The 21,958-nt window shown below is 33.0% G+C and carries 18 protein-coding genes and 2 rRNA genes; 15 read left to right on the forward strand and 5 right to left on the reverse strand.

The genetic code is table 11. The features are described 5' to 3' along the window. Positions 1–71: 71 nt before the first annotated feature. Genes Q4P18_RS05465 through Q4P18_RS05480 form a run of 4 tightly spaced genes read left to right on the forward strand, consistent with a single transcriptional unit; the run spans position 72 to position 3,978 of the window. Complete coding sequence (locus Q4P18_RS05465) at positions 72–2,672, forward strand: ATP-dependent helicase (RefSeq protein ID WP_303336522.1); 2,601 nt, start codon at positions 72–74, stop codon at positions 2,670–2,672. A 10-nt stretch (positions 2,673–2,682) separates the two neighbouring features. Then, positions 2,683–3,150 (forward strand): flavodoxin, encoded by a 468-nt coding sequence (locus Q4P18_RS05470; RefSeq protein ID WP_303336524.1) that lies wholly within the window; start codon positions 2,683–2,685, stop codon positions 3,148–3,150. Positions 3,151–3,165: 15 nt separating this feature from the next. Next, entirely contained in the window at positions 3,166–3,540 is a 375-nt protein-coding gene (locus tag Q4P18_RS05475; protein ID WP_303336526.1) for a DUF5518 domain-containing protein, read from the forward strand. 12 nt (positions 3,541–3,552) lie between these two features. Further along, the gene (locus Q4P18_RS05480) at positions 3,553–3,978 is read left to right on the forward strand and encodes a hypothetical protein (RefSeq protein ID WP_303336528.1); all 426 of its coding nucleotides are present in this window, start codon (positions 3,553–3,555) and stop codon (positions 3,976–3,978) included. 2 nt (positions 3,979–3,980) lie between these two features. On the opposite strand, the gene Q4P18_RS05485 is transcribed toward Q4P18_RS05480, so the two are convergent. Next, entirely contained in the window at positions 3,981–5,072 is a 1,092-nt protein-coding gene (locus tag Q4P18_RS05485) for a formate--phosphoribosylaminoimidazolecarboxamide ligase (RefSeq protein ID WP_303336530.1), read from the reverse strand. 128 nt (positions 5,073–5,200) lie between these two features. Here Q4P18_RS05485 and Q4P18_RS05490 point away from each other — a divergent pair, with 128 nt between their 5' ends. Together Q4P18_RS05490 and Q4P18_RS05495 are read left to right on the forward strand one after the other, a co-directional pair. Beyond that, complete coding sequence (locus Q4P18_RS05490; RefSeq protein WP_303336532.1) at positions 5,201–5,731, forward strand: YfcE family phosphodiesterase; 531 nt, start codon at positions 5,201–5,203, stop codon at positions 5,729–5,731. Between the two features lie 12 nt (positions 5,732–5,743). After that, positions 5,744–6,367, forward strand: coding sequence for an RlmE family RNA methyltransferase (locus tag Q4P18_RS05495; protein WP_303336534.1), 624 nt, complete (start codon positions 5,744–5,746; stop codon positions 6,365–6,367). Here the strand turns inward: Q4P18_RS05495 and Q4P18_RS05500 are convergent. Next, positions 6,364–6,786 (reverse strand): hypothetical protein, encoded by a 423-nt coding sequence (locus tag Q4P18_RS05500; protein WP_303336536.1) that lies wholly within the window; start codon positions 6,784–6,786, stop codon positions 6,364–6,366. The genes Q4P18_RS05495 and Q4P18_RS05500 overlap by 4 nt on opposite strands. A 150-nt stretch (positions 6,787–6,936) precedes the next feature. On the opposite strand from Q4P18_RS05500, the gene Q4P18_RS05505 reads away from it, so the two are divergent. The 5 genes from Q4P18_RS05505 to Q4P18_RS05525 all read left to right on the forward strand — a co-directional run bounded on the left by Q4P18_RS05505 (position 6,937) and on the right by Q4P18_RS05525 (position 11,687). Then, a complete protein-coding gene (locus Q4P18_RS05505; RefSeq protein WP_303336538.1) occupies positions 6,937–8,940 on the forward strand; it encodes a minichromosome maintenance protein MCM in 2,004 nt (667 codons plus the stop codon). A gap of 71 nt (positions 8,941–9,011) precedes the next feature. After that, the gene (locus Q4P18_RS05510; protein ID WP_303336540.1) at positions 9,012–9,419 is read left to right on the forward strand and encodes a translation initiation factor IF-2 subunit beta; all 408 of its coding nucleotides are present in this window, start codon (positions 9,012–9,014) and stop codon (positions 9,417–9,419) included. Positions 9,420–9,467: 48 nt separating this feature from the next. After that, complete coding sequence (locus Q4P18_RS05515; RefSeq protein ID WP_303336542.1) at positions 9,468–10,511, forward strand: 60S ribosomal export protein NMD3; 1,044 nt, start codon at positions 9,468–9,470, stop codon at positions 10,509–10,511. Positions 10,512–10,521: 10 nt separating this feature from the next. Continuing rightward, positions 10,522–11,481 carry a tyrosine--tRNA ligase gene (locus tag Q4P18_RS05520; RefSeq protein ID WP_303336545.1) on the forward strand — a complete coding sequence of 320 codons (960 nt, stop codon included), beginning with the start codon at positions 10,522–10,524 and terminating at the stop codon, positions 11,479–11,481. Positions 11,482–11,483: 2 nt separating this feature from the next. Further along, positions 11,484–11,687 (forward strand): hypothetical protein, encoded by a 204-nt coding sequence (locus Q4P18_RS05525; RefSeq protein WP_303336548.1) that lies wholly within the window; start codon positions 11,484–11,486, stop codon positions 11,685–11,687. Between the two features lie 5 nt (positions 11,688–11,692). On the opposite strand, the gene tmk is transcribed toward Q4P18_RS05525, so the two are convergent. After that, the gene (gene tmk, locus Q4P18_RS05530) at positions 11,693–12,271 is read right to left on the reverse strand and encodes a dTMP kinase (RefSeq protein ID WP_303336551.1); all 579 of its coding nucleotides are present in this window, start codon (positions 12,269–12,271) and stop codon (positions 11,693–11,695) included. A 74-nt stretch (positions 12,272–12,345) separates the two neighbouring features. On the opposite strand from tmk, the gene Q4P18_RS05535 reads away from it, so the two are divergent. The 4 genes from Q4P18_RS05535 (at position 12,346) to Q4P18_RS05550 (ending at position 21,006) form a co-directional block, all read left to right on the forward strand. Beyond that, a complete protein-coding gene (locus tag Q4P18_RS05535; RefSeq protein ID WP_303336553.1) occupies positions 12,346–14,874 on the forward strand; it encodes a U32 family peptidase in 2,529 nt (842 codons plus the stop codon). After that, positions 14,861–17,296: a U32 family peptidase gene (locus Q4P18_RS05540; RefSeq protein WP_303336556.1), complete on the forward strand. Its 2,436-nt coding sequence runs from the start codon at positions 14,861–14,863 to the stop codon at positions 17,294–17,296. The genes Q4P18_RS05535 and Q4P18_RS05540 overlap by 14 nt, the downstream gene beginning before the upstream one ends. An 80-nt stretch (positions 17,297–17,376) precedes the next feature. After that, entirely contained in the window at positions 17,377–19,302 is a 1,926-nt protein-coding gene (locus Q4P18_RS05545) for a helix-hairpin-helix domain-containing protein (protein ID WP_303336558.1), read from the forward strand. Between the two features lie 45 nt (positions 19,303–19,347). After that, complete coding sequence (locus Q4P18_RS05550) at positions 19,348–21,006, forward strand: AarF/ABC1/UbiB kinase family protein (RefSeq protein WP_303336560.1); 1,659 nt, start codon at positions 19,348–19,350, stop codon at positions 21,004–21,006. A 412-nt stretch (positions 21,007–21,418) separates the two neighbouring features. Here the strand turns inward: Q4P18_RS05550 and rrf (Q4P18_RS05555) are convergent. Next, a 5S ribosomal RNA gene (gene rrf, locus Q4P18_RS05555) occupies positions 21,419–21,538 on the reverse strand. Between the two features lie 62 nt (positions 21,539–21,600). Beyond that, positions 21,601–21,720, reverse strand: a 5S ribosomal RNA gene (gene rrf / locus Q4P18_RS05560). Between the last annotated feature and the right edge of the window lie 238 nt (positions 21,721–21,958).

Consider the following 21,958-nt stretch of genomic DNA (forward strand, 5'->3'; position numbering starts at 1 on the left):
ATTTATAATATAGATATTTAACTTTATAGATTTTATGATAAATAATGATATTGAATTAATCCAGTGATTATATGATAACAAAACAGACAAAAAGCTATTCAAAAAAGCAGATTTATAAAACTTTAAACCCATTAGTTAGAAAATGGTTTGATGAAAGTTTTGATGATTTTACACCTGCTCAAAAACAATCATTGGTGGATATTCATAAAAAGAACAACATTCTGGTATCATCACCAACAGGATCAGGGAAAACATTGACTGCTTTTCTATCAATAATAAGCGAACTTACAACACTAGCTGAAAATAATGAATTGGAAGATAAGGTTTACTGCATTTACATTTCCCCATTGAAGGCTTTAGACAATGACATTGAAAAGAACCTTGATGAACCTCTAAAGGGAATTGAAAAAATAGCAGGAAAAGAATTGGGAATTAGAAAAGCAGTTAGAACTGGAGATACAAGCCAATATGAACGTCAGAAGATGCTTAAAAAGCCCCCACACATACTCATTACAACCCCCGAAACATTGTCAATATTGCTTGTTGCTCCAAAGTTTAGGGAGAAATTGAGTGCCGTAAAGTATGTAATTATTGATGAGATTCATTCATTGGCAGAGAACAAAAGAGGAGTTCATTTAAGCTTATCCCTGGAACGTTTACAACACCTGATTGGACATTATACAAGAATCGGATTGTCCGCTACCGTCAGCCCCCTTGAAGAAATTGCCAAATTTTTGGTGGGATATGAATATGGGGTTGGCCGTGACTGCAAGATTGTAGACATTAATTATCTAAAGGAATTGGATATGGAAGTGATCTGTCCCGTAAGTGACATTGTAATAGCGGACAGCGAAGATACTCGTTTAGCAATGTATGACATGTTGGATGATTTGATATGGGAAAATAAAACAACATTAATATTTACGAACACTAGAAGCGGTACGGAAAGATATGTTCACAACCTAAAGCAAATGTTTCCTAATCATTATAACGATGAAAATATAATGGCTCACCATTCCTCCCTTTCAAAGGAAGTCAGATTAGAAACTGAAGAAAAACTAAAGAAAGGAGAACTTAAGTGCGTAATTTGTTCCACTTCTCTTGAGCTTGGAATTGATATTGGCTACATTGACCTTGTAATTCTTATCAATTCACCAAAATCCGTTGCAAGGGCATTGCAAAGAATTGGAAGAAGCGGACACAAACTTCATGAAAAATCCAGAGGAAAAATTATTGTGACCGACAGGGATGATCTTGTTGAATGTTCAGTTCTTTTAAAAAATGCTAAAGAAGGAAAAATAGACAAGATTAAAATCCCAACTAACTGCCTTGATGTGCTTGCACAGCATATTTATGGAATGAGTATTGAAAACAAATGGGATATTGATTATGCCTATGATGTCATTAGAAAGAGCTATTGCTATAAAGACCTTTCAAGAGATGAATATGAGGATGTTTTAAGCTATTTGGCCGGAGAGTATGTTGAACTTGAAGACAGGTATGTTTATGCTAAGATTTGGATCGATTATGATGAAAATACCTTTGGAAAAAGAGGAAAATTGGCAAGAATGCTCTACTCAACAAATATCGGAACAATTCCGGACAGTTCTGGAGTTGCCGTAAAATGCAACGGTGAAGTTATCGGTACTGTTGAAGAGGACTTTATGGAAAGACTTAAAAAAGGAGATACATTCGTTTTAGGGGGAAACACCTATCGCTTCAACTACGGCAAGGGAATGACAATAAACGTGACACCATCAGTGGGACCTCCTACAATCCCATCATGGTTCAGCCAGCAGCTTCCATTATCCTTTGATTTAGCGTTAGATATTCAAAGGTTTAGAGATTTTATGAATTCAAAGTTCCAATATAAAAGAAGCAAAGAAGAAATAATGGAATTTATATACGATTATCTATATGTAGATGACTTTGCAGCAAATTCCATCTATGAATACTTTTTAGAGCAATATAAGTTTGCCCAAATCCCAAGCAATAGAAAAATGGTCATTGAATACTATACAGGTTTTGGAGGTAAAAAGTTCGTTGTATTCCATAGCTTATTTGGAAGAAAGGTAAACGATGCCCTTTCAAGAGCAACTGCATATCTGGTTGCAAAAAGATACAATGCAAACGTTACAATATCAATTTCAGACAATGGATTTTACTTAAGCTCAGACGGGAAAATTGGAGGTTTGGAATCATTTAAAGAACTTACCCCTGAAAACTTTAGAAATATACTTACACAAGCCCTAAACAAGACCGAAACACTTGCAAGCAGGTTCAGACATTGTGCGGGGCGTTCTTTGATGACCCTTAGAAACTATAAAGGGGAAAAGAAATCTGCAGGCCGCCAGCAAGTAAGGGGAAAAATACTGCTTAAATATGTTCAGGAAATGGACAATAATTTCCCAATACTAAATGAAGCCAGAAGAGAAGCGTTGGAAGATTATATGGATGTTGAAAACGCCCTTAGAGTCATAACATGGATCAATAGCGGAGAAATGGAAATTAAAGTAATAAACACTGTTATACCTAGTCCTTTTGCTTTTAATTTAGTATCCCAAGGATATTTGGATGTTTTAAATCAAAATGACAAGGCAGAATTTACAAAAAGGATGCATTTAGCCGTTCTTGAAAAAATCAAAACAAAACTGGATGAAGAATTTTATTGAAGGTGATAAGATGAAAATTTTAATAGTATACTATTCCAGAAGTGGAATTACCAAAAATGTTGCAAACATATTAAAAGAAAAATTAGATGCAGATATTGAAGAAATAACCGACAACAACAAATATTCAGGAGCTATAGGATGGTTAAAAGGAGGATTTAATGCATCCACCGGCCGCTTGAGTGAAATTAATCCAATTTCCAAAAATCCCCTCCATTATGATTTGACAATCATAGGATCACCTGTGTGGGCTTCAAATATTGCAACCCCTGTGGCAACATTCATAAATAAAAATTATAAGGACCTAACAAAGGTTGCAGGATTTGTAACCTGTGGAAGTGGCGGTGGAGAAAAGGCATTGGAAAAGATGAGTGAAGAATGCGAAAAACAATTAGAAGCGACAATGATTTTAACATCAAAAGATATTGAAAATGATTTAGATAAAAAAATAAATACTTTCATAGATAAACTTAAATTATGAACAAAAGGTGAAAAAATGGCAAAATGGGGAACTGTATTTATAGGTTTTATACTGGCCGTTATAGTCAAAACATTCTTTGGCCTATATGAATTGCCTGGACTATTACTAGTAGGATTTATAGTCGGATTAATTGCTCATGAAGGTGCATTGGGAGGATTATGGAATGCTGCTCTTGCAGGAGCATTTGGAAATATAGTATGTTCCATAATTTTCATCATTATAGCTACACTTGGAGGTGGAGCATTAATGGGCATCTTTGGAGGCCTTGTTGGTTTTACAGTATCTGGAGTTTACAGTTTGATAGATGTTATTGGAAATATCATTTATTATGTGATTGTAATGGGAATTGCTGGTGCTGTTGGAGGAGCGATATCATCAAAAAGAAGTTAAATGTGATGAAAAATGAATTTTAAAGAAGATATAAAAATAACAAAAAATGAAATTGACTGGAAATCATTGATATTTGGGTCTGCATTTTGTGCAGTTTTAGCAATGATGGGTGCAGAGCCTGACTTATGGTTTTTCACACCAGTCTCAGCAATTGGATTATTATATGTAGGATATGAAGCTAAAAATCTCTTATGGGGAGCTATCTTAGGAGCTATCGGATCATTACCTCTCTTTGGAGTTGCAATTCAAGGAGGGTTAGGCCCTATGGTTCTAAGTGCAACAAATATAATATTCCTTTTATTGACTTGTTTGATAATTGGAGCAGTTACTGGATTTGTAGGAGCTTATGTCAAAAAAGATAGGGCTGCAGCTCTTAAAATGAGAGAAGCTGAAATTAATAAAAAAAGTAAAAAAAATAAAAAAAGCAAGAAAAAATAATTTTATGTAATTATTTTTTCTAATTCTCCTCTTTCTATACCATTTTTGATTTCAAGAGCAATTCTTCTCCCCATACTCATTGGTTTACCGTAAGTAAGGAAGCTGTAAGGTGAACTGTCCATAAATGTATTGGTTCCACCATCAGTTCTTGCACTGATTTCAAAACAGATTACTTCCAAATTATCGTTAACTAAAGTTTGCATACAGAAAGGACCATTTAAACCAGGAGCAACTAATTTTTTAGCACTTTCAGTTAATTTGTCACCCATTTCAAACACTTGTGGAAGTAAGGATTCACGAATAACTGCAGGGTGGTTTCCTGTAACAACATATGAAGGAGTTAAAGGTATATCTAATTGGTCTTTAGCAGGCATTCTAACAAAACCGTCAATACTTGATTCATATCTGGTATCCATACCCATAACTTCAACAGTGTCATCTAATGCTGAATAGAAGTAGTGAATACAGTAATTACAACCAGACACGTATTCTTCAATGTGAGCCTGAGCTGCATCTTCGTCATCAAGCCATCCTCTTTCTTTCATGGTTGCTATCTTTTCATTGAATTCTTCAGTTGAAGAAGCTACAAAGTATCCTCTTCCACCTCTAGCACCTGGGAATTTAACCATTACTGGCCTGTCTATTTCTTCAGGATTATCGTATTTAAATGGAATTCTTACATTGCCCTCAACAAGCAATTGTCTTTCTTTGTCTCTTTCCGCTTCCCATCTTAAGATGTCCCTATTTCCAAACATAGGAACATTGAATTTGTCTTCAACATTTTCAAGACCAGCATATGCAACAAATGAACCATGAGGCACTACAATCGCATTCATCGCTCTCAATTGTTCTTGAACTTCTTCATTTACAATATCTTTAAATTCATCAACGATAATATACTCGTCAGCAACATTAAAACGTTGATATGGCACTTCCCTACCCTTTTCACAGACGATAGCTGTTCTGAAACCTTCATCTTTTGCTCCTTTTAAAATATGTAAAGAAGTATGGCTTCCAAGAGTAGCAATTGTAATATTTTCTTTGTCATAACCATCTAAGATTTCGAGGATATCCTCTTTTTTAATATTTCCCATAATAACCATCCTTATAACTAGGTAATAATATTTTTTAACTTAACATCATATAATATTTATTATTTATAATTAGAAAGAAATATTATACTCAGATTATCAAAATATAATTTAATAGGAGATAAGAAAAAATGATTATCGGATTAATATCAGATACACATATTCCAGACAGGGGCAGGAACCTCCCAGATAAAGTATTTGAATCCTTTGAAAATGTAGATATGATTCTCCATGCGGGAGATGTGACTTCCCAAGAAGTTTTAGACAAATTAAGTGAACTTGCTCCAGTTATTGCAATTCAGGGAAATACTGACAGAATGGTTGGATTCGACTTGCCGAAAACTGAAATTGTTGAAGTTAACGGAATAAAAATAGGTTTGAATCATGGAGAGGTTTATCCAAGAGCAGATACACAACAACTTTTATATATGGCAAAACAGCTAGGAGTAAATATTCTAGTAACTGGACATTCACATCAGCCAAAAATTGAACAGGTTGAAGACGTATTATTGTTAAACCCTGGAAGCCCAATGGTTCCTAGATTGGCTGACAGGACAGTAATGTTGCTTGAAATTGATGAAAATAAAAATGTGGATGTGGAATTGGTGAAAGTGGGAAGTCCGGTTTGCAGTTCCCTTGACTTTAGTAGATTTAAACATTAAGGAGGATAAAAAATGGGTGAGAATTGGCAGCATGAAAGAAAAAATGATCCATACTATAAAAAAGCTAAAAGTGAGGATTATCGTTCAAGAGCATCATACAAATTAAAACAGTTGGATAAAAAATTCAAAATAATAAAAGAAAGCAATACAGTGGTTGATCTGGGAGCTGCTCCAGGAGGATGGTCCCAAGTGGCTTTGGAAAAAGTAGGGGAAGAAGGAATAGTCGTTGGAGTGGATTTGAACAGAATAAAACCATTTAAAGAAGAGAACTTCTATGGAATAAGGGGAGATTTCACCACTGAGGAAGTTCAGCAGCAAATAATGGACATTATTGGAGGGAAAACAAAAGTATTGATTTCAGATGCATCACCACAACTTTGCGGAATCAAGAATCTTGACCAATTGCGCTCAATCGACCTGATAAATGTAGTTATTGAAATAGCTGACAATATCCTTGAAGAGAAAGGAAATCTTGTTATGAAAGTATTTCAGGGCCCTGAATACAAAAAAATGTTGGTTGATTTAAAAAAGAAATTTAGACAAGTCAAAACAACAAAGCCTCCATCATCACGTAAAAAAAGTTCTGAAATGTATGTTGTTGGTTTGGGATATAAAAAAAATAAAAAAATAGATTAAAGTTTTTTATAGGCATCTTTAGCCTTGACCAGTTGTTTCTGTGCAAATTCAAGCCTACTGTCAACCTCATTAGATGATTTTCCCGAATCCAATGCACTTTGAACATTATCAATAGCTGTACCTAAACGAGTTAATTCCAATTTAGCTGCATTATACTGATCTATCATGTTAGAATCCTTACCAGAATAATAAGATGATTTCTTTTGGTCAAACTTAACTGATAGATTATTATATTCATTTTTTAACTGAGCTAAATCATCATATTGGTTTCCTGAGGAAATATCATTGGTAAGACCTGATGAAACCATACTAAAACCAACATATGCAACTACCAATATTGTTGAAACAATCAATATAACTCCAACTATAGAAATTAACATTGAAGTGGATTTAAATAAATTAAGTCTTGATTTTCTCATGTTTACCTCACAAAAAGACAAGTAATAATTATTATATAAATTTTGATATATAACATTTACCAACTACTATTTTTAAAGATAAATATCTAATTAAAGAAAAAATTTTAAAAATTTAATTTTATTAACTATGAAAAATAATACCTTATAGTAATGACTACAACTACTACAAAAAAAGCACCAACATCTGTTGCAAAGTTCGAGGAATTCTTTTCAACAGCATATAAGGATGATGTTTTTAAAATACTGGAAAAATATCCTGATGAAAGATCATTAGATGTAGATTATAAGAATCTAGAAATGTTTGATCCTGATTTGGCAGATTTATTGATTGAAAAACCAGATGAAACATTACATGCCGCAGCAAATGCTATTAAAAATATTGACCCTTTAGTAAAAGATGCAGACATTAACATAAGGGTTGAAAATCTAACAAATGTAATTCCCTTAAAGACATTATTAAGTAAATATATAGGAACATTCGTATCAGCAGATGGTATTGTAAGAAAGACCGATGAAATAAGACCTAGAATTGAAACTGGAGTTTTTGAATGCAGAGGATGTTTAAGGCGCCACGAAGTGGAACAGACCTCTGACAATGTGACCATTGAACCTTCATTATGTGATTGTGGAAGCAGATCTTTTAGACTGCTCCAGGAAGAGTCAAAATATATAGATACTCAAACTGCAAGAATGCAAGAGCCTTTGGAAAACCTGTCTGGAGGAACCGAGCCTAAGCAGATGTTAATGATTCTGGAAGATGATTTGGTAGACAAATTAAATCCTGGAGACAAAGTAAGAATAACCGGGACTTTAAAAACATTTAGAGAAGAACGTAGTGGTAAGTTTAAAAATTATATCTATGTAAATCATATCGAACCATTAGAACAGGAATTTGAAGAGTTAAATCTTACTGAAGAAGATGAAGAGCAAATCATAGCATTGTCAAAAGATCCAAACATCTATGAAAAAATCATAAAATCAACTGCACCTTCCATCAGAGGTTACAGATATGTAAAAGAAGCTATTGCACTCCAATTGTTTGGCGGTTCTGCTAAGATATTGGAAGATGAAACTCGCCTTAGGGGAGATATCCACATTCTCATTGTAGGGGACCCTGGTATTGGGAAATCACAAATGCTTAAATACGTGTCAAAATTAGCTCCTAGAAGTATCTATACAAGTGGTAAAGGTACAACTGGAGCAGGATTAACTGCCGCTGCAGTAAGGGATGAATTAGGCGGATGGTCCTTGGAAGCAGGTGCATTGGTTCTTGGGGATCAGGGAAACGTATGTGTTGACGAATTGGACAAGATGCGTTCAGAAGACCGTTCTGCGTTGCACGAGGCATTGGAACAACAGACAGTGAGTATTGCAAAGGCAGGAATCATGGCAACCCTAAATTCAAGATGTTCAGTACTGGCCGCTGCAAACCCTAAATTCGGTAGGTTTGACAGGTTCAAAGTATTGGCGGAGCAAATTGACTTGCCTGCACCGATTCTTTCTCGTTTTGATTTAATATTTGTTGTTGAAGATAAACCTAGCGTTAAAAACGATTCAGAGCTTGCAGAACATATTCTGGAAATACATAAAGCAAATACTGTCAATTATGAAATCGAACCTGAATTGTTAAGAAAATATATTGCATATGCAAGAAAAAACGTGAATCCAATCCTAACTGATGAAGCTAACGCTGTTTTAAAAGAATTCTATGTATCTACAAGGAACAGCAATGCAGAGGAAGAAGCACCAGTACCTATTACTGCAAGACAATTAGAAGCTATTATTCGTCTAGCAGAAGCATGTGCTAAAATAAAACTTAAAGAATATGTGGAAAAGGAAGATGCTGAAAAGGCCGTGAAATTACAGCTGGCTTGTCTTAAAGAAATTGGTGTTGACCCAGAAACCGGAGAAATAGACATCGATAAGGTAGAAGGAAGAACACCTAAATCAGACAGAGACAAACTTAAACGTGTAATTGATGAAATTGAAATTCTTGAAGAAGAATTTGCGGGAGATGCTCCAACGAACATCCTAATTTCAAATATGGCTGACAAATATAATATCAGTGAGGATAAGGTTGAAAGCATTATCCGAAATCTGAAACAAAAAGGAATAATCTATGAGCCACGTTCAGGATATGTGAAAAAAGCCTAAAATTAATAAATGATTAAAAATATAATTATAACTATTATATTTATATTAATCATTTTATGCGGAGAGATAATATGGAAGAATATGAAAATTTATTAAATCGTGCAATAGACCAATTACCTCCAGAAGTATTTGAACACAAAAGGTTCAAAATCCCTAAAGCTTATTCAGATATTCAAGGAAACAGAACTTTTATAAAAAATTTCAAAGATGTTTCTGAAGGTCTTGGAAGAGACCCACAACATGTTTTAAAATTTTTACTTAGAGAATTAGGTACAGCTGGAAACATCGAAGGTGGTAGAGCAATCCTCCAAGGTAAATTTACCCATTATCTTATAAATGAAAGATTAGAAGATTATGTGGAAAAATACGTAATCTGCCACGAATGTAACAGACCGGATACCCGAATTATCAGAGAAGGTAGAATTTTCTTATTAAAATGTGCAGCATGTGGGGCAACAGCTCCATTAAAACCATTATAAGAAAGCTTTTACTTTCAAACTTATTTTTTTAATTTTTGAGGAAAACAAATGTTTTGTCCAGAATGTGGAAGTACGGATAAAAAAATGGTTGGAGATATCTGTATTGATTGTTTTTTAAAAGACTTCCAGATGATTGAAATTCCTGAAAGAATAGAAGTTACTATCTGCAAACATTGTAACAGTAAATTGGAAGAAGGAAAATGGTCCGAATCTAATTTGCCGGAAGAAGAAATCGTATACCGTGCACTTGAAAGAAACATAAAGATTAACGACCTTGTTGAAAATGAAATAATTGACCTTGAAATAGAACAAATAAAAGGGTCAACAGCAGAATGTGTCGTAATTGTCTATGGGGAGGTATACGGAACTGGAATTGAAGAGACACATGATGTAGATGTTAAGATTATAAGAACTGCCTGTCCAACCTGCAGTAAAATCCAATCAGGATACTATGAATCAGTTATCCAATTTAGAGCAGACAATAGAGAAATACATCCTGAAGAATATGAAAAAGCTGATAAAATTGTTGCAAGAACCTTAAACAAACAATACAAAAAGGACAAATTGGCATATTGTCCACAAATAGCTAAATTAAAAGAAGGACATGACTATTATATAGGATCCCTAAAGACAGGAAGAAAAGTAGCAAATGCATTGAAAGATGAGTTTGGAGGAATCATTAAAGAATCCCCACGCCTGATTAGTGAAGACAAGTCCACAGGCAAGGGATTATATAGAATATGGATTTCCGTAAGAATTCCGGAATTTGAAATTGGAGATTTCATAGAATATCAGGATAAAATCTTACAAGTTGAAGATATTGGAAAAAATAGAGTTGTAGGAATTGATATTGAATCAAATAAAAAGCATACCATACCTTGGAAGGACACCGAATCCATCAAAGTTATTAAAAAAGCAAAAGATGTTGAAAAAGCAGGAGTAATATCTAAATCTCCAACTACAATCCAAATATTAGACCCAACAGATTACTCTGTTGTAGATTTAGAGGTTAAAGATAACTTAACTGACATCAATATTGGAGATGAAGTAGATATAATTAAAATTAATGATTACTATTACTTATTGAATTAAAGTGGTAAATATGAATATTGATGAAAAAATTCAAAAAATCGAAGAAGGAACATTGGAAGTTGTAAATTCTGAAGAGTTAAAAGATGTTCTTGCAAAAGAGCAACCTATAGCTTATACTGGTTATGAACCTTCTGGAAAAATTCATTTAGGACATGCAGTAACCGTTCAAAAACTTAAAACACTTCAGGAATTAGGATTCAAGATTAAAATATTATTGGCTGACTACCATGCGTTTTTAAATGGTAAAGGAAGTCTTGAAGAAATTAGGGAAATTGCAGAATACAACATGAAATGTTTTAAAGCATTAGGTCTTGATGACACCACAGACTTCATTTTAGGTTCATCCTATCAATTAGATTCAGACTATGCAGATAAAGTTTATCAATTAGCTACAATGACCACTTTAAAAAGAGCTAGAAGAAGTATGGATCAAGTAAGTCGTCATGACGAAAATCCAAAAGTAGCTAGTGTAATTTACCCTATTATGCAAACCGTTGATATGGCTGCTTTAAATGTTGATGTTGCATTAGGTGGAATGGAACAAAGAAAAATACAAATGCTCGCACGTGAAAATCTTGAAAAAATAGGTGAAAATGTTCCTGTATGTATACACACACCACTATTACATGGCCTTGATGGAGATGCAAAAATGTCTTCAAGTAAAGGCAACTTCATAGCAGTTGACGATTCTGTTAAAGACATCACTAAAAAAATAAATAAAAGTTACTGCCCTCAAGGAGAAATTGAAGGCAATCCAATGATTGAAATTGCGGAAACTTTTGTTTATCCAAACCAAGAAAAATTACTTATAAAAAGACCTGAAAAGTTCGGTGGAGATATTGAACTCACACATGAAGAATTATTAGAAGATTTTGCTAATGGTGACTTACACCCAATGGATTTAAAAACTGGAATTAAAGACTTCTTAATTGAATATTTAGCCCCAGTGAGAGAATATATGGAGGAATAAACATGGAAGACAGACAAGAATTTGAAATGGGATTGCCGAATGGTGTTGGAGAACAAATGGTTGCACATGCAATCGAACAATTCGACATAAAATTAGAACATACTGAATTTGGACCTAAATTTATTGGAACCTATGAGGAGCTTGAAAAAGTAAAAGAGTTTTTAAGAGATGCAATTGCTCAACGATTAAGTGAATTAGAAGGATAATTCATTTATTCTATACAATCTCTACATAAACCAACTTTAGATGCAATAGCTTTCTTAACATCTGAAGACACTTTGTTTATGCCATTATTGGCATTGATAATTTCATGATTAAATTCCTTTATGATATCAAGGTAATTGTCTCTAACTTTGGTTAAAAATTCTTTATTTTCAAATTCATCCTCACCGGAAAATCTTAAAGCTGAATTTTTAATGTCAACATCTAACAATAATACCAAATCTGGTTTTTTTACATATTTATTAAGAGATCCTATCCAATCCTGCGGTTCTTGATAGGCCAAACTTGAAATAAATGACCTGTCTGACAAAAATATTTTCTTATCGTCCTCAAGTTTATCCATGATAAGCATCCTATCAGCTGCAAATAGGAGACCCAATACTTTTTGCATCCTATCGGTAGCAGCATCCGGTCTTTTGAGAATTTTCCTTATTAGAACCCCTATTTCTGAATCGGTAGGTTCAACAAGAGTTTCCACTTCAAGACCATTATCTTCCAACCATTTTTTTATTATTTCAATTTGTGTTGATTTCCCCGCCCCGTCGATTCCTTCAAAAATTATATACATGATTTTATATTACATTTTAAATATTAAAAATTTTATTAAACTGTAAATACAATATAATTATAAAGGTGTAAACAATGGTTTTATCAGAATTATTAGCGCCGGCAGGCTCTTATGAAGTGTTTTTAACAGCAGTGAATGCTGGAGCCGATGCTGTCTATATTGCAGGCAATAGATATGGTGCAAGAGCATTTGCTCAAAATTTTACAATGGAAGAAATAGAAAAAGCAGTCAGATATGCTCATTTGAATAAAGTTAAAGTCCATGTCACTGTCAATACATTAGTTAACAATTTTGAAATAATTGATGTGATGGATTACTTGTTTAAGTTATATCAAATTGGAGTTGATGCAGTTATTGTCCAGGATTTTGGAGTGGCTTATTTACTTAAAATGTTGATACCTGATCTGGAAGTCCATGCATCAACCCAGATGGCTTTAAACAATTACAGCAGCATAAAATGGGCTGAGGAAAACAATATAAAAAGAGTTGTGCTTCCACGTGAAATTAATGTGGATTACATTAAGGACATTAATGAAAATCTTGCAAAAGACAATATAGATATGGAATTGGAAGTTTTTGGACATGGCGCACTTTGCTATTCCGTGTCTGGAAATTGTTATATCTCCTCATACAATAGCGGAAGAAGCGGAAATAGAGGGGCATGTGCACAGCCATGCAGAAGAGAGTATAAGCTTAAATATAGAGGATATAATGTGGGAAATGGATTTCTTTTATCAACACATGATTTGGCCACCTACAACAATATAAAAGCAATTTCAGACGCTGGAGTAACTTCTTTAAAACTTGAAGGAAGAATGAAGTCCCAGGACTATGTGGGAACCATAGTCGACAGCTATAGAAACATCATTGATGAAGTTGAAGGAGATTATGATAAAAACTTACACCTTGTATTTAATCGTAAATTTACAGACGGATACCTGATGGGAGACAAGCCTGGAGAAGTATTGGGAAGAACCGCATCTGGCCATGAAGGACTTTATATTGGGGACATTGTGGATATTGACGGCACTAAAGTAACCATCGAAGTCAAAAACAATGACAATTACATACCATTGGAGCTTGGAGATGGAATTGGATTTAAATACAATGGAAAAATCAAGGGAATATATCTGGAAGACATTATTTCCCAAGATAAAGACAAGATAGTTATCAATACCACAAGAAACGTTAAGGTCGGGACTGAAGTATTTATTAGTTACCGCAAATCAATTACGGAAGACTTGAAAAGATTTAAAAAAGAAAAAATCGCTTCTAAACATGGATTGAACCTAAAAATCACATGGAATGAGGATTTGACCGTGTTTGTTCAAGTTGGATTTTATATTGATGGCGAATTAATAAATTTCAGATATAATGCGCCAGGAATATTTGAAGAAGCGATAAATCAACCAATTACAGAAGATAAAATTGAAAAACAGTTATCTAAAACTGGAGGAACTCCATTTTACATTGAGAATATTCAAATCAACAATATGCCAAAAAACATTTTCACATCAATGGGAAACTTAAATAAGATACGTAGAGAAATTATTGAAAAGGCAGAGGAACTACTGTTGAATCATTATACGCCAACTAAAAAATCAGTAAAGGCTACAAGAAAAAGATTGCATAAGTTTGTAGAAGACTACCACAATTACGAAAATCAGAACATAAATAAAAATCCAAAATTATCCGTATTCGTTGATGATCTGGATGTCCTTAATTCAATTTCAGGCTTTGATTTTAAGAGAGTTTATTTTGACGGCAATTATCTATACAACAATCCTGAAGATTATTTTGAAAATATTGAAGAGTATCTTGAAAAGGCAGCACTTATGGCTCCTCAAAGTGAACTTGTTTGGGTATTAGCAACCTTCCTGAGTCAGGAAGATGCAATAAGATGTTCGGAAATTGTGAAAAATCTTGAAAATAAGGGAATAATAATATCAGTAATGGGAGATTTCCCTGCGATGAGTGATATTTTTAGCTGTCCAATTTATGGAAATCATAATCTGAACGTTTGGAACAGTTATTCTGTTAAAAGCCTGGCAGAATCCGGATTTTCAGGACTCATATTATCCTCCGAATTATCAGGCGATGAAATAAGGGAATTGATTAAGAAAAATGAATGCCCAGATATTGATTTGGAAATGATAGTTAATGGAAATTTAGAAGTCATTGTAAGCAAAGACGACTTTTCTAATTTGAATGATGGTAAAGACTTCATAATTTCAAATAACAACGATTATGCTATTTTAGAAGATAAAAAAAGAAAAAAATTCAAGTATAAAGTTTCATTTGACTACAATAACTATAGCCACATTGCAAATAAGGATTGTTTGTGCTTGATTGAAGAAATGAACGACATTAAAAGCCTCGGACTTGATAGTTTGATTGTGGATTGCAGATATTCCAACGAAAACTATGCAAAACAAATCCTATCATATTACAATGATGCATTGAAAGGCCGGGACAAAGAAGAGTTGGCCAAATATAAATACAACATAATGGATCTGTCACACTCCTACATTAACAAAGGAAATTATATCGAAGGCAGACTTCACGAAGATAAGGAAAGGGAAAATAAATATGAAATTGCCTGAGTTACTTGCACCAATCGGTTCTATGGATCATTTGAAAGTTGCGGTTAATGCTGGAGCCAGTTCAATATACCTGTCGGGAAAGGATTATGGGGCTAGAAAATATGCTGAAAATTTCACAATAGATGAAATTGAGGATGCAGTAAAATTTGCCCATCTTCATAACGTAAAGGTTTATGTTACTGTAAACACACTAATTAAAGAAGATGAAATAGAAAATGTTTTAAATTATTTGAACCAGCTATATGGAATTGGTGTAGATGCAGTACTTATTCAAGATTTAGGATTGGTTGATTTAATAAACAAATATATACCTGATTTAGAAATACATGGCTCAACACAAATGAATATTGAAAATCAACTGAAAATAGATTATCTTGAAAATAAAGGAATAAAAAGAATCGTGCTTCCACGTGAAATGAATAAAAACGAAATCAGAAATCTGAAAACAGACATGGAATTGGAAATATTTGCCCATGGAGCATTATGTTACTCATATTCCGGACAATGCCTATTTTCAAGCATGAAGGGTGGAAGAAGTGGAAACAGAGGTTCATGTGCACAGCCATGCAGACAAAAATACACCATTTCAGACACCGATGATGCAGATTATTATTTATCACTAAAAGACTTATCATTGTTTGACTATTTAGATGAAATAATCGAATTGGGAATCGATTGCATCAAAATAGAAGGGAGAATGAGAAACAAAGAATACCTGGCAATTGTAATAAGCGAATACAGGAAAGCGCTGAACAAGATAAAAAGCCGGAAGAAGCTTGAAAGTGAAAATATTGATCTTGTTTTCAACAGAGGGTTTACACCAGGACAATTCAAGAGACGTTCCTCAAGAAGCATGCATTCAGGACATGTTGGTTTGGAGTTGGGAACAGTTTACAATGTAAACAATGATAAAATAGCAATAATGCTGAAAGACAATATTAAAACCATTCCTGAAAAGGGAGACGGATTATTAATTTTAGATAAAACCAACAAATACGGATTTGAAATCTCACAAAACCCCATCGTAACCACACTCAACCATTTTAAAAAAAATAGAATCAAAGCTTTGAAAGACATCAACCGTAAAGATAGGATTTTAATAATAAAACAGGTGAGACACAATAAAAAAGCCAATTTTAATCTGGAAGGTTCCGTTGTCTATTTAAACAAGAGAAATAAACTATCCAAAAAGACAAAGGAAATTGAAAATGATTATGCGAGCTATATTAAAAGTCCATTAAATTTAACATTTTCTGTAAAGAACAATTATCCAGTTCTTAAAGGAACTTTAAAACTGAAAAATAGGAAGATTGCAGAAACAGTAACTGGAAAAACACCTTTTGAAACTCCATTGAAAAAAGCTGTTGACATTGAAACCGTAAAAAAACAACTGTCAAAATTAGACAATTACCCATTTAAAATCCAAAATATCAACATTAATTACAATGGAGATAAATTCATTCCAATAAGCGAACTTAACAAACTCAGAAGGGAACTGTTATCAAAACTAGAAAACAATATTGACAACCACTACAAAAATGAAATAGAACCTATCGATTACAATCCAGGAAAGCCGATAATAATTGAAAAGGAATGTTCACTTTCATATTATGCAAATGACCTGGAACATCTGGATAAGATAAAAAATGTCAGCAGGGTTTACTTGGAAATTCCTCCTGAAAAAAATTTAATATACAACTTTGAAAAAAAACAGCCGAATATCAACTACATGGTAAAATTCATTGAAGACGCCATGAATGTTGCTAAAGACAAAGATTACGAGCTAATATGGAAATGGCCAGATATTGCCCATGACAGTTTAATAAAGACTTTAAACAAGGTAAAGGGGATTTTAAATAAGAAAAACATTAGAATCCCAATAATGAGCCCTAATTTTAATTGCGAATATGGACCATATTCCCTAAATGTGACCAATAGCGAAACTGTCAATGGTTTGGATCACTACAAAATCGTCACTTTATCCCCAGAACTGGATAAGAAAGATTATAAGGACATCATTTCACATGTCAAAGACAACAGGAAAGCCGAAATACTGGTTCAGGGAAATTTGGAATTGATGAAGACCAGAAATAAACTACTGAAAAAATCAGAATCCAAAACCATCAATCCCAATAACATTAAAAACACTTATTTGATTGATAAGAAAGGAAATAAGTACCTGATAAAAGAGAATTTGTCAAATGAAGAATTGATAATATTCAATAACGAAGAAATCTCATTATTGGAAGAAATCCCTTATTTGAAATCAGTGAATTATATTAATTTTGCAATTGACGGTCGCTGGAAAGATTCAGAATACACAAAAATGATTGACATTTATAACTCAGCTATCAATGAAGACAAGATCAATAAAAAATCACTACAGGAATTATCCGCAAAAAATACTAAGGGAAACTATTAGAATATTAGTTTTCAATCGCTCTCTGACAATTTGATTATATAGATAAAACCAATTATAAATTAACAAAGGTGGGGTAGAACATGACTGGAGACATAAGGACTTTACGTAACATAAAAGGAATTGGCGATAAAATGTCTGACAAGATAATCCAAAATTTAGGTGGCTTAGAAAACCTTCAAAAAATCGTAGAAGAAGAAAGCGTGGAACAAATTGCAAAGATTGAAGGCATAAGCCCTAAAAAAGCAGCAGAAATCATAAAGGAAATGAAACACAAATCACCATCTGACTTTATAAAAAGTGAAAGGGCAATGGAGCTATATGAAGATATATTAAATAAAATATTGGCATATTCAAACACCGAATATTCCAGAAACAAGGTCTTGCTCCTTTCACCGACAAAGGATAAGAAAACCATAATGGAACAATTAGAATTTTCAATGAATGCGAAAGAAATGGTTAGCAAATTACCTATAATAAAGCTAAGGGGATTGATGAAAAATTTAAAAGAGATAGAAAAGCCCAAACCAGTTTATGATGCAAGTAAAGTAATACTTGTAGAAAGTGAAGAAGACAATTCCTACCTTACCGATTTGGGGCTCAACCAATATTATCCAATTATAACTGCAAATGAAATGTCCCTGATGAGCGAGGAACTGCTAAGCTATGATTTGATATTTTACATATATAGCGAAGGTTTTCTTGATTTTGAAGGAGTGCCTAACCTGGTAATGATCAGTATTAATGAGCAAGATTATGAAATGGTTCCTGAAAAAATTATAAACTTCTTCGAGACAAATGAAACCTTATTTAAAAAAGTATATGAAATTCAAAAGATCAGAAATAACGAAAGCGTACTTGGAGAGATATTCCCTATTTTGGAAGAAGTTAAGATTATTGACAAGAGAGAAGTGGATATTGAAAAAATTGTCAATTCACTTAAAAAAGATATGGATAGTGAACTAGAAGAAGCTATTAAAAATGTTGACCTTGAGGGAGATGAAATACTTAACCTATTAAATAACAATTTCCCTCCAAAAATTGATAAAATATTTGAAGATATTATAAATAAACGAAAAGCCATCATAAAAGAAGAAACTGGATTCGATTTTGACCCTTTCATTAAAAAATACCCAATAGAAATTGACGACAGTGAAATTGAAAGGATAAGTCTGGAACAATCCTCCAGAAAAGAAAACAACATATTTGACATTAAAAAAAGTGCGGCAATTCAACTAAATGCAATAAAAGAAAGAGCAATAAATGAAATAAACGAAACAATAAAATTTGATTATGAGTTCACATTAGGCAGTTTTGCATACGAATATGAATTGACAGCACCTATTTTCACCAATGACATAAACCTGGAAGGAGCACTGCACTTAGAACTATCCGATAAAAAAGGAGAGCCAGGTATCCAGAAGATCAACTACAAATTAACAGAAGAGGAAAATATTGCATTGTTAACTGGGGCAAACAGTGGAGGAAAAACAACCCTGCTAGAAACCCTTACACAAATATCAATAATGGCCCAAATGGGACTTCCAGTAAGTGCAGATTATGCGGAAATCAAAATATTAGACGAAATATACCATTTCTCTAAAAAAAGATCACTAGATGCAGGAGCATTTGAATCATTCCTAAATGTATTCATACCTATTGTTACAACAGACAGTGAAAAGTTAGTGCTTTTAGACGAACTAGAAGGAATAACCGAATTAGATGCTGCAGTGAAAATAATATCAACATTCATAGATATGATAAAAGAATCCAATTCATATGGAGTTATCGTAACCCACATGGCACGCGAATTGATGAATTACACTGACATACGTGTAGATGGAATAGAAGCTAAAGGACTGGATGAAAACAATAATCTGATAGTGGATAGAACTCCAAAAATGCATTTCCTTGCTAACAGTACTCCAGAATTGATTCTAAAAAGAATATATGAAAAATCAGACAATACATTGAAACAGGTTTATGCAAGAATTCTTGAAAAATTCTAACATGATTAAGAAAAGTATTAATATTACATATAACAATTTGTTTTTATGAATATAATTCCTAGTACTAAAAACGAATATCTTAAAAGGATAAACCAGATATATGCTGTTCTTAAAAAAAATGATTTTGGATATGTAATCGAAAAGAATACATTTCTAAAAAAATTTCCCTTTATGAGAAACAGGAAAGCGGAAAAAGCAGCAGAATTCGCAGATGAAACACTTCCAGTTAGGGTAAGAAAAGTACTAGAAGAATTAGGACCTGCATACATCAAACTAGGGCAAATGCTAAGTACACGTCCAGACTTAGTTGGATGGGAAATGGCAAATGAATTGGAGAAATTAAGAGATGACACTCCAGCAACACCATTTTCTGAAATCAAACCAGTAATCGAAGAACAACTAGGAAAACCAATAAATGAAGTGTACACTGATTTTGATGAAACTCCAATAGGATCCGCTTCAATCGGACAGGTTTATAAAGCAATTCTCATAGAAAACAATGAAGAAGTTGCAATAAAAGTCCAAAAGCCAAACATTCAAAAAATCATTGAAGCAGATGTAAAAATTATGGAATTTCTTGCAAACAATATGAACAAATACGTAGAAAGTACAAGAATATATAATCTTCCAGCTATCGTATATGAATTTAAGCGTTCCATAAGAAAAGAACTGAATTATAAGGAAGAAGTAATGAATATGGAACATTTAGCATATAACTTTAGAACAAATCCATACATATACATCCCAAAAGCATATACAGACTACTGCAATACAAGATTAATAACAATGGAATTCATTAAAGGAGCAGAAATGGAAAAGGTATTCGAAAGTACTGATCCAAAATACAATAAAAAATTAATTGCAACCAGAGGAGTAAAAGCTTACTTTAAACAGATATTCATTGATGGATTTTTCCATGCAGACCCACATCCAGGAAATCTAATGGTAATGGAAAATAATGTAGTTTGTTTTATTGATGAAGGAATGATGGGAATATTGGATGATAATTTTAAAGAAAATTTGGCAGAACTAATAATTCTCCTGATAAGTGGAAATACAGATCATCTTTTAAATCAGCTAAACTACATGGGCATAATCAATAACAGCCAAAAAGAAGATCCAAAATTAAAAGATGACGTAAATGACCTGATGAGCAAATACTATGGAGCAGACCTTAAGAATATGGAAGGTGGTCTCAAAGACCTTTTGGATGCAATGATAAAAAATAATGTGGTTTTACCTAGGGAATTCGTAATGATTGGAAGGGGGGTTGCATTAATTGAAGAAACAGGACAGAAATTAGACCCTGAATTCGATACAATTGCCCAATTAAAAAAGCTCAGCAAAAAGATATTATTAAATAAGTACAATCCAAAAAGAATTGCTAAAAATAGTGAAAATTACCTGCTGGAAATAGAACATTTAGCAAAAAATCTTCCAACAAGAATTGATAACCTAATTTATAAATTAGAAGATGGGGAAATTAGCATAACCCTAAAACATGCAGAACTGGAAAAACTAACACACCAATTATCTGTTTCAATAATCCTTGCAGCATTATTGGTAGGATCATCACTAACCATTGTTTCAAAAACAGGACCTAAATTATTTGACATGTCTGTATTTGGACTAGTTGGATTTTCATTTAGTGGAATATTAGCAGGATACCTTTTAATAAGATACATAAAAGATTCTGAAAAATAGATAAAATTTATTTAAAAAAACTTTTTTTATGAAATTATCAAATCAATATAAAGTAAGAATAGTTTAAAGAAAATATGATTTGATAGTTTTTAAGTATAATAATTAAACAAAATAAAATGCTCCTCTTAAAAGTATTGATTTTTTAGAGCAATTAAAAGTAAATGATATTTTAATAAGTATCGCCCGTATACTAACTCTCTTGAATCATAGGTAGATTACCCTTTCCTCCTCGAGCAACCCTCGAAACGGGCGGCCTATCCAATGCTGGGTTTCTTCTAATCATAGACAGCAAAAACTTTCCTCATAAAAGGACCGTAGGCATTGGTCATTAAAAATGATATGACAATGAAAAATTTGTAAAAAATTATATATAAAAGTAATGAAATAATTAATGGAATTTTATATATAAATTGGCTTGCAGCGAAATGAAATTCCCATAGAATAACCATAGTACACAATACAAAACACAAAAAGACTTCACTTCTGGGATCGAAACGAGACCAGGTATAGCCCTCATGCTATGACCGCAATACCAACCAATATAATTCCATTTTTATGAGCATAAATAAATAATAAGTAATTAAAGAGAATATGAGCTCGCAGCGAAATGAAATTCCCATAGAATAACCATAGTACACAATACAAAACACAAAAAGACTTCACTTCTGGGATCGAAACGAGACCAGGTATAGCCCTCATGCTATGACCGCGAAACTCACACACAACCTCTTTATAAGAATAAAAAAGGAAAATAGGAAAAAAAACAAATACAACGCACACTTTCACCCAAAAACTGTATACACCTAACCAAATCACTAGAAAAATCAAAATTCCAAGTGAAAAGTTATAAAAAAAGAATAATGATTAGAATCCAAAAATAATAGAATATAAAATAAAACATTATCTTATTTAAAATAATGCAAGCGGGCAATTGGAAGCAGCGGACTAAACA

The sequence above is a fragment of the Methanobrevibacter sp. genome, from assembly GCF_030539665.1.
GTDB lineage: Archaea > Methanobacteriota > Methanobacteria > Methanobacteriales > Methanobacteriaceae > Methanocatella.